Annotated in this window: 10 protein-coding genes and 2 pseudogenes; 7 read left to right on the top strand and 5 right to left on the bottom strand. The window is 69.3% G+C overall.

All coding sequences use genetic code 11. From position 1 onward, the window contains the following. Nucleotides 1-91: 91 nt before the first annotated feature. Both ABT063_RS50555 and ABT063_RS50560 read right to left on the bottom strand, forming a co-directional pair. Nucleotides 92-775, bottom strand: a complete 684-nt coding sequence (locus ABT063_RS50555) for a hypothetical protein (protein ID WP_351068854.1) — start codon at nt 773-775, stop codon at nt 92-94. Between the two features lie 12 nt (nt 776-787). Continuing rightward, entirely contained in the window at nt 788-1678 is an 891-nt protein-coding gene (locus ABT063_RS50560; protein WP_351068857.1) for a hypothetical protein, read from the bottom strand. 336 nt (nt 1679-2014) lie between these two features. Here ABT063_RS50560 and ABT063_RS50565 point away from each other — a divergent pair, with 336 nt between their 5' ends. The 3 genes and pseudogenes from ABT063_RS50565 to ABT063_RS50575 all read left to right on the top strand — a co-directional run bounded on the left by ABT063_RS50565 (nt 2015) and on the right by ABT063_RS50575 (nt 4887). Beyond that, on the top strand, nt 2015-2509 hold the full coding sequence (locus ABT063_RS50565; protein ID WP_351068858.1) for an Rv0361 family membrane protein: 495 nt from the start codon (nt 2015-2017) through the stop codon (nt 2507-2509). 169 nt (nt 2510-2678) lie between these two features. Then, nucleotides 2679-4029 (top strand): annotated as a pseudogene (locus ABT063_RS50570) (NF041680 family putative transposase); the annotation flags it as partial. Between the two features lie 171 nt (nt 4030-4200). Further along, the gene (locus tag ABT063_RS50575) at nt 4201-4887 is read left to right on the top strand and encodes a hypothetical protein (RefSeq protein ID WP_351068860.1); all 687 of its coding nucleotides are present in this window, start codon (nt 4201-4203) and stop codon (nt 4885-4887) included. Nucleotides 4888-5025: 138 nt separating this feature from the next. Here ABT063_RS50575 and ABT063_RS50580 read toward each other — a convergent pair whose 3' ends face one another. After that, nucleotides 5026-6198: a protein kinase domain-containing protein gene (locus ABT063_RS50580; RefSeq protein WP_351068861.1), complete on the bottom strand. Its 1173-nt coding sequence runs from the start codon at nt 6196-6198 to the stop codon at nt 5026-5028. A 134-nt stretch (nt 6199-6332) separates the two neighbouring features. On the opposite strand from ABT063_RS50580, the gene ABT063_RS50585 reads away from it, so the two are divergent. Both ABT063_RS50585 and ABT063_RS50590 read left to right on the top strand, forming a co-directional pair. Beyond that, entirely contained in the window at nt 6333-9008 is a 2676-nt protein-coding gene (locus tag ABT063_RS50585) for a WD40 repeat domain-containing serine/threonine protein kinase (RefSeq protein ID WP_351068863.1), read from the top strand. A gap of 187 nt (nt 9009-9195) precedes the next feature. Continuing rightward, the gene (locus tag ABT063_RS50590) at nt 9196-9852 is read left to right on the top strand and encodes a WD40 repeat domain-containing protein (RefSeq protein WP_351068872.1); all 657 of its coding nucleotides are present in this window, start codon (nt 9196-9198) and stop codon (nt 9850-9852) included. Nucleotides 9853-9870: 18 nt separating this feature from the next. On the opposite strand, the gene ABT063_RS50595 is transcribed toward ABT063_RS50590, so the two are convergent. After that, nucleotides 9871-10344 carry a hypothetical protein gene (locus ABT063_RS50595; RefSeq protein WP_351068864.1) on the bottom strand — a complete coding sequence of 158 codons (474 nt, stop codon included), beginning with the start codon at nt 10342-10344 and terminating at the stop codon, nt 9871-9873. A gap of 791 nt (nt 10345-11135) precedes the next feature. Here ABT063_RS50595 and ABT063_RS50600 point away from each other — a divergent pair. Continuing rightward, nucleotides 11136-11273 (top strand): annotated as a pseudogene (locus ABT063_RS50600) (IS5/IS1182 family transposase); the annotation flags it as partial. A 238-nt stretch (nt 11274-11511) separates the two neighbouring features. Here ABT063_RS50600 and ABT063_RS50605 read toward each other — a convergent pair. Then, the gene (locus ABT063_RS50605) at nt 11512-13467 is read right to left on the bottom strand and encodes a M20/M25/M40 family metallo-hydrolase (protein WP_351068867.1); all 1956 of its coding nucleotides are present in this window, start codon (nt 13465-13467) and stop codon (nt 11512-11514) included. 311 nt (nt 13468-13778) lie between these two features. Between ABT063_RS50605 and ABT063_RS50610 the strand changes: the two genes are divergently transcribed. Continuing rightward, a complete protein-coding gene (locus ABT063_RS50610; RefSeq protein WP_351068869.1) occupies nt 13779-15476 on the top strand; it encodes a M4 family metallopeptidase in 1698 nt (565 codons plus the stop codon). Nucleotides 15477-15660 lie beyond the last annotated feature (184 nt).

The raw sequence follows: 15660 nt of genomic DNA on the forward strand, positions 1-15660 counted from the left end.
AACACCCCAGGCCGTTCATCTGGACGAAGACCGCCGACGAGATCCTCGACAAAGTAGCCGCCTACTGCCGACGAATCTCCGACTCAGGTCACTAGCGCTCCAGCCGCCGCATGAGCAGTCTGTCCAGCGCTGTGCCGTAGTGGACCGGGTCGATGTCACCCTGGAACACGATGGCCAGCTCGGCAGGCTTGACGTCCGGGGACACGCAGTAGTTGACCATGCCGTCGTTGGACGTGAGCAGCAGCAGCCGGGTCGAGGCGATGTCCTGCTCCTCGTCCCAGTCGGCCAAGCCGTCCGGCTCACCCGCCAGCTCGGCGAGCGTCTGCATGTGGCGGGGGTGCATGGGGCCGAACGCGGTGGTCCCGCCGGAGGTGAAGCCCGCGTGGACCTGACGTAGAAACGTTTGCAGCGGCTCGGGGATGTGTTCCCAGAACCGTGGCTTCACGAAGCCGGCCGGGTCGAGCCCGATCCAGGACAGAAGGTGGCCGTCAGGGTGCTCCGCCAGGTACAGCAGGGCCGACTCGCCGTCGACCCGGCACGCCCTGACGTCGGCGAAGCGGGATTGCAGTGCCGCCGCGAACTGCGGCAGCGCGTCGAGGAACGGCGCGTTCCAGAGATTGAGCGCTGCCGTGAGCCGCGTCTGCGGGTCGGTCTCCGCCGCGATCGGCCGCCATGGGCGCGGCAGTTGGTCGAGGCCCGCCGAGTCCGCCTCGACTAGCGTCAGGTCCAGGCCCGGCAAGGTGCCCGCCATGGCGGCGAGGTCAGCCTGCGACACCGTGCGCTCCCTTCATCCCTGGCTCTCCAACAGCTTTTTGATCGTATCCAGCAGCTTGTTACGGATCTCGTTCTCCAGCTGGATCTGGTTCGCCTGCCACTGTGGGTCGACGCCCGTCATCCCGGCGACGCTGCGCGAGGACTTGGACGAGTTGGCCTTGTACGACAGCCACTGGAGGTTCAGACGCGCGTTGACTACCTGGTACATGTTCTGCGGCGTGAGCTTCAGGAAGCCGGGCATGTGGATGATCTCCGCGAGGGGGATGACGTGGTCCGGTGACACGGCCGACAGGCCGTTTCGGTCCGGACCGCCGACTTTGTACCCGGAGGATGCCGGGTAGGCGGGATCCCGAGCGCCGATCGTCGGGCGCGTCTGGCCGCCCAGGGTCACATTGCGGAAGGTCTGAGGTGTGAGATCTCGCAGCACGCGGTAGAGCGGGCGGACCGGCGAGCCCGTTGGGACGCGCCAGGGCTTTCCCTGCGCGGGCGGGGACGGAGGCTGCCAGCCCTGCGGCACCTGCTGGGCGGCGTCCTTGATCTCCTTGAGGTCAGCGGGCTTTGGCTGAGTGAGCGCCGGGGACCCTGACCCCGTGTCCTCGAGCGTCTTCATCGCCTCGACGCAGACCGTCAGCCGCGCCACCGCCGCGCTCTGCTCGGTATTGAGCTGCATCGCCTCGGCGTTGTAGGCGTTGTACGCGGCCTGCTGCCGTGGCAGTTCGAACAGGTGGGGCTTCGCGTTATGCGCGGTGATCTTCTGCTTGACCGCCTGCACCGCGGCCAGCGGTTCGGCGCACAGATCGGCCGGACTTGCGTGTGCGGCAGGGGCCGGCACCACCAGGAAGGCGAAGGTGAGGATGAGGACGATCAGTCGTATCCAACGCTGCGTCAAAGCCGCTCGTGGCATCGTCGCGGTCCTTTCCCCCGTGAACGCGACCTTGCAGTCGGGAAGTTGATTGCTCATCATATTAGATGACCGTAGATTCGGGGGACTGGTCGCCCAGGTGGCGGACAGTAGGCTGCTACGTCGCACCAGCGGCCCACTGCGGGGTCGGCGATCCCCCTGGACGGCACCGTGCTTGGGGAGGGGCGTGAACACGTGTCACACGAGCCGGATCAGCCCATAACGCCACAGACCCCCCAGCCGCCCACCGCCTCACCGGCCCCGCCGACCGCATGGGGCGCACCAGTCCCGCCTCTCCCTCCTGGCCCGCCCGGTCCACCTGGCCCGCTGGCGTTCGGAGTGCCCGACGGCACGGCGCCCGCCGCTCCCGGTCCCACCGGCCATCGCATCTGGAAACGGTCACGGGTCATAGCCGTCGTGGCCGCCGGCGTGCTGTTGCTCGCGGCGTGCGGCGTCGGCCTGTACCTGATGGTGCGAACGCCGGCCGACACCGACGAGACCCGGATCCGCACGCTCGTGGAGGACTTCGCCGCCGCCGTCGACCGAGACGAACAGTCGACGATCCTCAAGCTGCTCTGCAGTTCGGAGGCCCAAGAGATCACACAGGACGACGACTTCGATCCCTCCCGGCCGCCGCCGTCCCCGCAGCCGTCGGTCAGACCGGTGGAGGTCGCCGAGATCCGTGTCGAGAACGACACCGCAAGCGCCCGAGTCACCCGCCCGGCGCAGTCGGCTGTGCGTCTGTACTTCCGTAAGGAGAAAGGCACCTGGAAGGTCTGCGCACCGGCCGGGGACGCGAACCGGCCGACCGCGGGCCCGACCGACTCTCGTTGACCCCAGCCGCGAGTGCTGGATCCCTCTCTCTGGGTATAAGTCCTGGTGGCGGGGCGGTTCGGGTACTCGGGGGCGGGTGCTGGACGGTGGTGTTCCGGGCGCGGCCGAGCCGTGACGAGAACGAGCAACGGGTCGTACGTCGGGTGTCGCGAGCGCGCAAGGCGCCGGCGACGCGCTGTTGTGCACGGACGCGCCGGTGCGGACGCTGGTCGACCTGGCGCTCGCGCCGGAACACCGTCGCGAGCATGGGGCCCTCGACGGCGGCCTGAACCAGGGACGGATCGATGTGGCCCGGCTGCGGCGTGCGGTGGCCTCGTTGCCGTTGCCGAGAGCGGCCGATGGTCGGATTGTGCTGGCTGCGGACGTCTCGCCGTGGCTACGGCCGGACGCCAACACCTGCCCTGACCGGTCCTTTTGCCACACCTTCGGCCGGGGCGAGGGCAAACACCAGATGGTCCCCGGCTGGCCCTATTCGATCGTGGCCGCGCTGGAGACCTGGCGCATGTCCTGGACGGCGGTGCTGGACGCAGTCCGCCTGGAACCCGGCGCGGACGTCACTGCGGTGACTACGGTCCAGCTCCGTGAAGTCGTCGAACGGCTCGTCGCCGCCTGCCAATGGAAGCCGGGTGACCCCGAGGTCCTGGTCGTGCTGGATGCCGGATATGACGCACCCCGCATCGCTCACCCGCTGCGTGACCTGCCCGTCGAGCTCCTCGGCCGGCTCCGCTCTGACCGCGTCATGCGCAGGCCGACCCCGCCGCGGGCCTACGACCCGAAGGGCGGCCGACCGCCCAAGCACGGCGGCGAGTTCGTCTTTGGTGACTCCGCCACCTGGGGCACCGAGCAGGCCGTGACGGTCACCGACACCCGCCTCTATGGAAAGGCGACCGCGCAGGCGTGGGGCCGGCTGCACCCGAGGCTGACTCGGCGGGCGGCTTGGGGCGACCACGACGGACCTTTGCCCATCATCGAGAGCACCGTCATCCGCATGGTCGTGGAAAAGCTGCCCAGCGGCGGGGTGAACACGCCTGTCTGGCTGTGGTGGTCGGGCACCGTCGCCACTGAAGCCGACGTGGACCGCTGCTGGCAGTCCTTCCTCCGCCGCTTCGACTTGGAGCCATACGTTTCGCCTGTTCAAGCAGACGCTCGGGTGGACCAAGCCCCTGTTTCGAGCCTCGGAGGCGGCCAACCGGTGGACATGGCTGGTGATCGCCGCCTACGCCCAGCTCCGGCTCGTTCGACCACTGGCCACCGATCTCCGGCGTCCCTGGGAGAAGCCGGCCGAGCCGAACAGGCTCACCCCCGCCCGAGTCCGGCGGGGTTCAGAAACCTGCGCACGAAAACCGGCACTCCGGCCAGCGCACCGAAACCGTCCCGTCCTGGGCCCGGCAGGCCGCCGGGCTCGAAGAACGGCCGCCCAGTCACCCGTCATGAAGTAGGCAGAGTCCTCGCAACCGGTGAGGCATACAGCCGCCCCGCCCACCACAAGGTGGGCCACAAAACCACGCCGCATTGGTTAAACGACAAGGTAAGTGCCTGTTTCAGATTTCGGCGGGTGATCGGGCGTCATGGCCAGCGGTGACGGCGATGAGCCGGATCTTGCTGATGGTCGGCCTGCTTCGCTGCTGACCCGGGGGCGCATCCAACCGGATTCGTGGTGTCCCGAGCGGTGCGCTGGATAGGCTGCTCTGATGAAGCTGCCTGCGTACTGGATGACGCGTCCCGCTCCACCCCCGGACCGCAGAACGTCGGCATCCTTCGACCGACTGCTGGAGCAAGCGCTCGCGAACGGTCCCGATGAGCCCATCGACTACCGGCTCGAGGCGCCGAAATGGCAGTTCCTCTGCCATGCCGCAGACCGCGGCAGACTGCTGTTGCACGGCTCGGGCGACCCGGCGATCAGCCGCTTCGAACCCCGGCAGCCGGACGACAGCAGCGAGTTCGGCAACCGGCGCGCGGTCTTCGCCGCCGGCGACGGGCTCTGGCCGATGTACTACGCGATCCTGGACCGGGACCGCCACCCGATGTCGTTGATCAATGGCTGCGCCCGCCTCGCCAACGGCAGCGAGCGGCTCGGCGAGCCGCACTACTACTTCTCCATCAGCGCGCAGCCGCTGAAGCAGCAGCCCTGGCGTCCCGGCACGGTTTACCTGCTGCCCGCTGGCACCTTCGAGCTGCAGCCGCGGATGCGGGTCGGCGATGTCTCGGTGCAGCTGGCCCAATGGGCAAGTCCCGTACCAGTGACCCCTGTCGCCAAACTGGCCGTGCAGCCGGAGGACTTCCCGTTCCTGGACCAGATCCGCGGCCATGACGATGAGCGGGTCTGGACCCGTGCCGCCGCGGACCCGGATGGCTTCCCCTGGCATGAGGAGGCGTGACGCATGCGTCGCGGCGCGGCTTAACTCACCACGCATCGCTCCGTGCGTGCGATAAGGCTGGATTCCGTGCGATGAACTCGCCATATAGCCTGCGGCGGGCCGAGCCCGGGACAGCGAGGTCGGGAAGCCCGTCGCCGATCACGTCAAGGACCTCCAACACGTACTCGCCGGCCAACTGCACCACGAATGGGACAACCCATGGCTCGCTCGACGCCACGATCTGTTCGAGGTGGCGCTGGCGGACCCGGCCATCACTGTGCGGGCGTACAGGCAAGGCGAGATCATCTGCTGGGTTCTAGTCAGCGACCGTTTGCAGCCGGCCTCCGGCTCCTCGTTGTAGATCCGCGAGGGGATGGCGACAGTCTCGCCCTGCACCTCAACCTCGAAGGGCTGCACCGGCGTGAGCCTGGTCCCGGCGAGCAGCACGTTCGAGGGTTTGATGTCCCGGTGGACCAGGCCGCGCTCCGCGGTGTGGGCATGGTGCAGGCCGTCGAGCATCTGCAGGACGATGGGGACCGCCTCGTCCGGCGTCAGCGTGCCGCCCTGTGCGACCAGCAGGTCGTCCAGGCTGCCGGACTCGCAGTACTCGCAGGCCAGGTAGAAGCCGGCGCCGTACGAACCGCTGTCGTAGAACTCCACGATATTGGGGTGGCGCAGCGCGCGGTTGCTCTCGATCTCCCGCAGGAAGGACGCCCTGGCGCGGCCTTGGACCGCGATCTGGGCGAGTAGCACCTTCAACGCCACCTGGCGACCGGTGTCCAGGTGCGTGGCGAGGTAGACCACGCCCTGCCCGCCTCGCCCGAGCTCCCGGACGACTTCATAGCCAGGCGTCAGCTCGCGGACGAGGTCGCTGGGGTCGTTGCGGCACGAGGCGCAGACGATGTCGCCCTCGCGGTTCCGGTCGGCCTGCTCAGCGTCACGGCCACAGTGGGCACAGTAAGCGCGGGTCCGCACCCGTTGCCCGGCAACGATCTCGACCCGCAGCAGCGTCCGGCCCAGCCTGATCTCGTCGCCGTGCTCCAGGTCGCGCTCGGGGAACACGGTCCGGGCCCCCTCCTCGGGCGTCTCCCCCGGCTTGCGGCGGCCGATCTCCTCGCCGTTGACGAACGTCCCGTTCAGGCTGCCGAAGTCGCGGACCCGCACATCCGGCGGGTTGATGTCGAACAGGCAGTGGTGCTGCGACACCTGCATGTCGTCTGCGGGCAGCCTCGGCCCGCAGTCGTCGGCGCGGCCGACGAGGCAGGTGGTGCGCTCGGTGAAGGTGAACCAGCGCCCTGCCACCGACAGCGCAACGGTCGGGTCGTCGCTCACAGCACCTCCGGCGCTCAGAGGGATCTGACGCCTCACAAGATCTCGCGTCTCCCGCCGATCGAAAGCCGTCGGTCCCGGGAGGGGTCCCGAACTAGCGTGGCAGAGTGGGGGCTTGTCCACGGAGGAGTGAGCGGTTGGCGGATGTTCTGGGGGCTTGGCGGCCGGGCGCGGTGATCCTGGATCTGTACGAGGTCCTGGATGTGATCAGCACGGGTGGTATGGGGCTGGTCTACCGGGTGCGGCACCTCGGGTGGAACGTCGAGCTGGCGGTCAAGGCACCCCGGGCGGAACTGCTGGCCGAGGATGACTTCGAGGCCGAGGCGACGACGTGGGTCGGTCTTGGCGAGCACCCGCACACGGTGAGCTGTGTTTATGTGCGCAGGCTCGATGGCGTTCCGCTGGTGTTCGCCGAATGGCTGGACGGGGGCAGCCTGGCCGACGCCGTCCGCGACGGCATGCTGTACGAGGGCGGTCCGCGGGAGAGCCTGCGCCGGATCCTCGACATCGCGGTGCAGACCGCGTGGGGGCTGGAGCACGCGCACCTGCACGGGCTTGTCCACCAGGACGTCAAGCCGGCCAACGTGCTGCTGGCCCGGGACGGGACCGCCAAGGTGACCGACTTCGGGCTGGCCAGGGCGCGCGCCGCGGCGGGCGAGAGCACGCTCGTCCCACCGGGCGGGAGCGTGCTGGCCGGGTACGGCGGGATGACCCCTGCCTTCTGCTCGCCGGAACAGGCGGAGGCCGCCGCGTGGACGGAGCAGTCGGGTATGCCGAGGACGGGGCTCACCCAGGCGACCGACACCTGGTCATGGGCCTTGACCATGCTGGAGATGTTCGTCGGGCACCCGCCGTGCCACTACGGGCAGACCGGTGCCGAGGTGTTCTCGGCGTTCGTCGCGGACGGCGCTACAGCCAACGGCGACGCCCGCATCCCGGCCATGCCGGACGGTTTGATAGCCCTGCTGGAGCGGTGCTTCGCCTGGAAGCCCGCGGACCGTCCGAGGGACATGGGTGAGCTGGCGGACGAACTGGCCGGGGTCTACCAGGAGTTCTTCGGGGAGCCCTACCCCAGGCCGAGGCTGCCGACGGCAGCACGGCTGGGAGACGAGCTGTCCAACCAGGCGCTGTCGTTGCGCGACCTCGGGCGGATCGACGAGGCCGAGGCACTGTGGCAGCAGGCGGTTCACGTCGACTCGCGCAACCCGCACGTGGTGTACAACCGCGGGCTGCACCTGTGGCGTACCGGACGGCTGACCGACGTGCAGCTGATCGCCGACCTGCAAGCGCTCGACGGCCCACGAGCCGGGTATCTGCAAGGGCTCGTGCACCTGGAGCGTGGCGACCCGGAAGCAGCCGCACAAGCCCTGCGCGACGCCGCTCGCGACGCCCCGGACGACCCGGAGATCACCGCCGCGCTCGATCTGGCGGAGGGGACGCCCCGGCCAGGACCGCCGGCGGTGCTGGCCGGGCACGAACGCGAGGTGCGTGCCGTGTCCATCAGCCGGGACGGCCGTACGGGCGTGTCGGCCTCCGACGACGGCACCATCCGGATCTGGGACCTCGCCGAACGTCGCTGCGCGCGGGTGATACGGGTGGCCGAGGACAGGCGCGGCCCGCACCTCCCGGCGATCGATGCGGACGCGGGTCTCGCGGTCTTCCGCGGCTCGGACGGGTCTGCGGAGCTGTGGGACCTGGGCACCGGCCGGCGCATGCATGTCCTGGCCGACCCGGAGACGCTCGACCGGGTGTACCACTACGGCGATTACGCGATCAGCGGCTCCCTCGTGCTGGCCTTCAACGACGTGGGCAACATGCGGGTGTGGGACGCCGAGACCGGGCACAGCCGGTACGTGCTGCGCGAAGGGCCGTCCGGCGAAGGGTTCCACGGCCCAGTGGCGATCACGCCGGACGCCCGCGCCGCGATCGCGGTGGGCAGCCGGAACCGTGACACGCTCGACTCCGACAAGTACCGCAAGGCACCCGGCCGTGGTGCACAGGTGCGGGATCCACGCACCGGACGGGTGCTGCGCGATATCGACGGGCGATGTCACCGAGCGCTGGTCAGCTCCGACGGCCGGATCGCCGTCACCGAGCACACGATAACGCCACGTATGGCGCAGATGCAGGTCTGGGATGTCACGACCGGCCGCGAACTGCACAACATCACGCGGCAGATCGAGGAATACCAGGGCTGCGAGGCGGTTAGCCCGGACGGCCGGTACGCGCTGTCCTCCGCGTACTACATCTCCGAGCTGTGGGAGCTGAATCCCCCGCGCTGCCTGCAGCGGTGGCGGCGCGGCGTGGACTCGGCCGCGTTCAGCTCCGACGGCAGGTTCCTGCTCACCGGCGACCACCACGGCACCGTCATGCTGGCGGAGATCGCGCAGGCGCGCCACACCGCCACGTGGAGTTACGCCTTCCCGCGCCCAGCCACCGATCGGCGCAGGGAGGCAGAGGTCGTGAACGGCGCTCTCGAGCAAACGGTGTCGCTGATGGCCGACGGCAGGTTCGGTGCCGCCGCCGCGGAGATCCGCCAGGCGCGCGCCCTGCCCGGCTATCAGCGCCACCATGCCCTGCTCAATCGCTGGCGGGACATCGCCAAGGCCGGCCGGCGCACCGCCCTGCTGGACGGATGGCTCCGCCAGATCGTGCCCGTGCCGGGGATGCACCCCCACCCACCTGATGGCCGACGGCGAGACGCTGGTGCGCAGCGGCGAGAACCCGCCGGGTTTCGTCGCGTGGAACCTGTGCGACGGCAACCAGCTCTACCGCCTGGACCAGGACGTCAGCGGCTTGGCGTTCAGCGATGACGACCAGGTGGCGATGTCGAACGGACGCGACGGCGTCCGGGTCTGGGACGTGCCGACGGGACGCGAGCGGCATGTCTTTCCCGACGGCAGCGTCGGCGTCGCGATGAGCGCCGATGGCCGCGTCGGGATCGCCGCAGGCAAGGACGGCAAGACTCTGCTCGCCTGGGACCTGATGACCGGCAAGCGGATGCGGAAGCTGAAGTCGCACAAGGACTTCATATTCGTCGTCAAGCTGAGCGGCGACGGGCGGTACGCCCTGTCCGCCACGGCGCCGCACGCCCGTGACCGGAGCCCGCGGATCTGGGATCTGCGGACCGGACGATGCCACGTTCTGCAGTCCGGCGACTGGGGACACAACACGTACACGTTGAGTAAGGCCGGAAACGTGGCGCTGACCAATCACAAGGACGGCACGATCAGGGTCTGGGACGTGGACACGGGACGCTGCCGTCACGTGCTGGCCGGGCACAAAGGCATCGTGTACTGCGTCCTGTCCACATCGGACGGCACAACCGCCGTCTCAGTCAACAACGACGGGACGAAACGGATCTGGGACCTGCGCACCGGCCACTGCCGGCACATCCTCGGGCACACGCAGCAAGCAACCTGGCCACTGCCCGTGATCAGTTCGGACGACCGGTTCATCGTCACCGGCGAGGACCGCCATTCCGTGCGCGTGTGGGATATCGACACCGGCGCATGCCTGTGCACCCTCGAAGGTCATACCGAAGAGATCACGTGGCTCGGGGTCAGTGCCGACGGCCACCGCGTCGTGTCGGTCGAGAAAACCCATCGCGCTTATGTGTGGGAGCTGGACTGGGACGACTTCGGAACGCAGGGCTAGACGTCGCGCCATGATTGGTCACGCCCAGTGGTGACGGGTGAGCGTGATTCTGATCGTGGTGACCGAGATGCCGGTTCCTGCCGCGATCTGCGCGAGGGACTGATGTTGTACGTGGCGACGGTGGACGACTTCCGGGAGGTGGTCGGGGTAAAGCCCCCACGGCGCAGGCCCTGCGAAGTCCGCCAACCGCAGCTGCGCGAAGGGCACTTCTCGCACCGACTCGTCCTCGTACCGGATAAACGCCGAAGGCGCTTTGCGTACACGACGGTCCTGGCCCGTGTTCCGTACCGCCACAGCCAGGACCGTACGGGGTGCTCCGTAGTTGGCGGAGCAGATCGGCTGACGGCCTTCAAGCCCGGCGAGCAGCCCGCCGCTGGCATCCCCCTCTTCGACCAGCTCGAATCCTGGGCCTGCGCGCTCAAGACCGTCCGGGCCTGGCACCCCGCCAAAGCCCCCGTTGCTGCTGCCAGCAGCAACCGCGGCAAGTCTCATCGACGCCGCAGTTCCAGCAACCAACAGCCGAGGGTGCACGCACAACCGTCCCTGCTCCCGGAAAGATCATCTCCTCCTCGGGCGGCCCGGATAGGACCCGACGGGGCGGAGCTGAGTGCCGTCCTTCAGGAGTGCGAGACGGACGGTGGCGAGGCTGGTCCCTTCTCGGTCGGCGATGGCCTGCAGGGACAAGTGGTCTTGTTCGTACCAGACGCGCCACCGCCCCATGCGGGTGGCGGTGTGCTGGGTACGGGCGAAACCGTGGCGGGCTCCAGTCGACGGGGTGCTGGGACAGCAGGTAAATGGCGTGGGCGGTGGTGGTGTTCAGGGTGCGCGCGACGTGTGCGATGGAGAAGTCGGCGCCGGGCACGGTCCGTTGGAGCTGGGCGGCGCTGATGCTGTCCGGGTCGGGCCCGGGCAGCTGGAGGTGGCGCAGCGCACGGGTGGGGAGCCGTGGCGCCCACTGGAGCGGTTCGTCGATGCCGTGCTCGTCGAGGAGAACCCGTACGGTGCGGGTGAGCAGGTCGGCCTCGGCCGGCAGGATCCGCCAGCGAAAGCGTTGGTATTGCTGGCGTTGAGCGTGGGTGGCGGGCGCGATGTCCGGGTGCGCGAGGTGCGGGGGTGGTCCGGTCAGGGTGTGGAAGATCCAGCGTTGGGCGTGCGCGGCATCGGGGCTGTGGTTCGAGCGCAGTCGCGGCTGCAGATCGCGCCAGCTTTGGTCGATGAATCGGGAGCGGGTGGCGAACAGGGTGCGGCGGCGTGTGTAGTCGATGGGGCTGCCGTGCACGTCGAGACAGCGCGACACCGTCGAACGGTGCATCAACCGCCTGAAGCGGTGGCGAGGCTTCGCCACCCGCTACGAGAAGACCGCGGCCATCTACCTGGCCGGGCTCCACATCGCGGGCATCTTCCTCCGGTCCGCCCGATGATCGCGACGTCGATACCGATATGGGGCCGGCCGTCGCGAGGCGCCGGACCAGGGCGCTGGGCCGGTTCGCCTTGTGGGCGAAGAAGATCTGGCCGGACAGGTTGTGGCGCCGGTAGACGGAGCGGAACCGCTCGGCGTTCTCCGCGATCAGAGCCAACGGCCGTCACGCCGGCCATATGGTCCTATCCACGCCGACGCATGTTATGCCCGCGGGGAAGGTGGGATGGCGCGAACACGTGTCACAGACCGGCGAGCGTCAAGGCGGTCGCGGTGACGGATCGCGCGACGGTGGCCGCGAAGTCCGTGCTGTGGTCCTGGTCGTGGAGGGTGTCGCCCGGGGTGTGGTACTGCCGGGTGCCGGTCCCGGGCACGCCGTCGGGCGTGGAGAACAGGTCTTCGGAGACGGCGACGGCCGCCCACCCCCGCTCGTGGAAGCTGGCGTGGTCACTGCGTCCCACCGCCGGGTCGGCGGCGCCGGTGACCTGCTGGACCGTCACCTCGGGGTCAATGACCGGGACGGTACGCGCGACACGGCCTCCCAGTGCGTCGGACGCGCTCACGACCGGGCCCGGCACCGAGGAGCCGCTGTGGATCTCGACGGTGGGCGTGCTCCCCTGCTGTCGGCCCGCGATCATGTCCATCTGGAAGACGCCGGCGATGCGGTCGCCTGCCGCAGCGGCGGCCCGTGCGTAGAACTTGCTGCCGACCAGCCCCTGTTCCTCGGCGTTGAAGAGTACGAAGCGTACATTCCGGGTCGGCGCTCCGCCGTCTTCGAGCAGTGCCTTCAGACACTGGGCCGCAGCCATGACGCCCGCGGTGCCGCTCCCGTCGTCGTCGGCGCCCGGTGCCGGGTCCACGGCCGGGTCGTACGGGCGCGGCTCGCCGTCCGCGTCGAAGAAGTCGCCGTTGGCTGCGGTGGAATCCAGATGCGCGGTGATGAGCACGGTGGAGTCGGCGCCGGTGACACGGTGCTCGGCCTCCACATTGAACAGCCGATGTCCGCGCCACCGGAAGGGGTACCGTCGGACCGTCAGCCCGAGGTCCTGGAACCGGCGCGCCATCGCCTCGACGACCCGTTCGTTGTCCTCGGCCGATGCGTCGCGGCTGCGGACCTTCAGAGGCCGGCCCGCCACCAGCGGCTCGATCCCGGAGATGCGGGCCACGTGCCCGTGCAGCACGTCGGGGGTCACGGCCGCACGGACCGCGGCGATCGTCCGGGTGGAGGGGAGACTGTCACCGGCCACCGCGGTGAGGTCTTCGGGCCGCACTTCGCCGCGGGGGGCGAGGAGGGCCGGGTCAGGCAGCAGCCGTTCAATGTGTCCGGGCTTCGCGCCCGGCAGGTGCACATCCTCGACCGGGGTACCGGCAGGCGCCGCGAGATAGACACCGCCCGGCGCGGGCCCCAGCGAAGCGACCGGCAGAGACGCCGTTCCCGCCAGTTCATCGGCGACGAAGCCGAAGACGGCCGTGGCGCGCAGCGCCGTTTCGGCCGCGTAGCGGGTGGCGGACGGGGTGTCCGCGAAAGCGTCGCCGACCTGGAGCGGACGGTTGTCGCGGACGAGGAAGGCCGCCGTGTCCTCCACGTATCCCCGCATGTCCACGGTGAATCCGGCCCGTTCGAGTGTTTGAACGCCGCGCGTCGTGGCCATGGCGAGTACGAGCCGTTCGGAGGCGACATGCACCGGAACGATCTCGGCCTCGTTCGCGACCGCCTCCAGCCAGGGCGGTTGCCGGCCCTCCGGCAGCTCGATCCGTGTCCAGAAGACAGCACGGTTCTCCACGGCCGCGAGGGTGAACGCGGGGTGGGCCGCGGTGCGCATCCCCGCTTCCCGGGCGAACGCGCGCTCCCGGGGGTCCTCGCCCACGAAGACACACGCGGCGGCCCCGACGGCTCCCGCCCCTGCACCCTCCGCGCTCGCGACCGCCTCGTCGAACAGCCTCCGGCTGTTCTTCGGACCCCAGTGCACGAGACCGTCGTCCGGGAAACGGCCGGGGAAGGCCTCGTGAAGGGCGGCCGCAGCCGCGGTGGCTGCGCCTTCGCTCGTTCCGGGGTTGGAGATGATGCCCTTGGGCACCTCAAGCAAGGAGTCGAGCACAGCAAGGACGCGCGGCCGGGGCAGGAGCTTCAGCGAGCCGTCGGCCTCGAGCCGGCCATCCGCCAGGGTCGCCCCGATGTCGAAGAAGAGCACGGGCATCTCAGTTCCTCCGCGACCCGGAAGCCCGGAGGGCCATGCGGCCCCGCCGCGGCCCGCGACCGTGCACGCCGCTTCGAGAACAGGCTCCCGATGACTCCATCCTCGGCCCCCGATTGCGTTCCCGCATCCCGGGGCGTAAGGAGATGCCGTTCAACGTCGCACGGTTGAAGTGAATACGGGTTACCCGGTGCGCCGAACCGTCCAGTTGCCGCCTGCACACCGCGGTGTGACGTTTGAAGGGGGCATGTGCAAACGGCAGGAACGTCAAGGATGTGCAGCAACCGCGAGGGGCGCAACAAGGGGTCATAGTCATGTCGCATTTGGAAAGATTCCGCTATCACTTCACCGACGACCCGCAGGCGGGCGGCGCGCCTCCGGGGCCCGAGGCGATTCGCGGCGTGGGAGCACCAGAGGACGCCGAGGGCGGGCGGGGTTTCAACTCAGCCGAATCCGCCGCACGGTTCTACCTGGCCGAGAAGCTCGCTCAGGAGGAAGCACCGGCGCTGCGTGGCGCCGTCGGGGAGGACCGGCCCGAGCGGGTACCCGATCTGGCCCTGAGCACGGAGCGCCACCAGGCCGGCACGGGCACCACTCTGGTCCGCTTCGAGCAGACCCAGCATGAGATCCCCGTCTTCGGCGCCGAGGTGCTGGTCGAGATCGACGACAACCAGCGGCTGGTCTCGATGGACGGCAAGCTCGGCGAGGTGACCGGCGTCGGCTCCGTGCCGGAGCTGTCGGGCACGGACGCGCTGGAGCGGGTCAAGGCCGCGACCGGGAGCACGGTCAGCGCCGAGGAGCTGCCGCCGCCGGCTCTGGCGTACGTCAGCCGGAACGACCACTGGCACCTGGCCTGGCACCTGCGTGAGGTGCCGGCCCAACTGCCGGAGAACCGCCGTGAGGACGGCCGGCACGGCCATGGCCTCGGCGCGTCGCCGCGCGAGGACTTCCCGCTCACCGGCTACTTTGTCGACGCGTACTCCGGCGAGATCCTCAAGTCGTACGGGATGGCACCCACGATCACCGTGCCCACCCGGCTGGAGGGCGAGGACGAGGTCAGTGTGCGACACCGGTTCCAGGGAAGCCGCCGGGACGGCTCCTTCCTTCTGCACGACCAGTGGCGGCAGATCGCCACCTACGACCTTGACTTCGCCGACATCGAGAGCGCCCGGCCGCCGACCTCGGCGGTCGGCTCGACGCAGGCGGACTTCGGTGCCGGCCACCGGGCCGGGGTCTCGGCGCATGTCAACGCCGAGCGGGTGGAGAAGTTCTACCGCGATCAGCTCTATCGGAACGGCATCGACGACGCCGACATGGACCTGGTCTCCATGGTCAACTGCACCTACCACGAGGACGGGCCGGGGCCCGAGTGGTTCAACGCCGTCTGGTGGAAGAGGCGGATGTGGTACGGCCAGGTGTCCGACGGGACCCGCCTGGTCAGCCTGGCCCGCCATTTCGACGTCAACGCCCACGAGGTGACCCACGGGGTGATCGAGACCTCTAGCGACCTGGTCTACCAGGACCAGTCCGGCGCCCTGAACGAGTCGCTGGCGGACACGATGGGCGTCATCATCGCCAACTGGTACCAGGCGCCGGACCGCGACGACGTACGCACCTGGAACTGGGAGATCGGGGCCGGGCTGGGCGGCGGCGGGCTGCCGCTGCGCGACATGAGCGATCCCGCCCGGACCGGCGATCCCGACCACATGCGCGACTATCTGCACACGACGCGCGACAACGGCGGGGTGCACACCAACAGCAACATCCACAATAAGGCGATGTTCCACCTGCTCACCTCGGTGGACGCGGCGGGCAAGCCGGTCCTCAAGGCCGAGGAGTGGGCGCTGCTGATCTATCTCGCCCTGGTGCGACTGCTGAGGGAGTCGGAGTTCCCGGACATGCACCGAGCGCTGCGGGACGTCACCAGCACGTACCTCTCCGGAAACGCCCCGCTGCGGACCGCCGCGCAGACGGCGATCGACGAGGCGTATCAGAAGGTGGGCATCGCCTGAGCGTCCCGGGTGGACCGGAGTCGCGGACGGCCGGGCCGGGACCTGGAGGGGCCCGGCCCGCACCGCGGGATGCGGAGTGCCTAGATGATCTAGGGCGTTTCGTTTGGATCATCGGGCGGACCAGAGGAAGATGCCTGCGATGTGGAGTCCGGCCAGGTAGATGGTCGCGGTCTTCTCGTAGCGG

This window comes from Streptomyces sp. NPDC002838 (genome assembly GCF_040295365.1).
GTDB lineage: Bacteria > Actinomycetota > Actinomycetes > Streptomycetales > Streptomycetaceae > Streptomyces.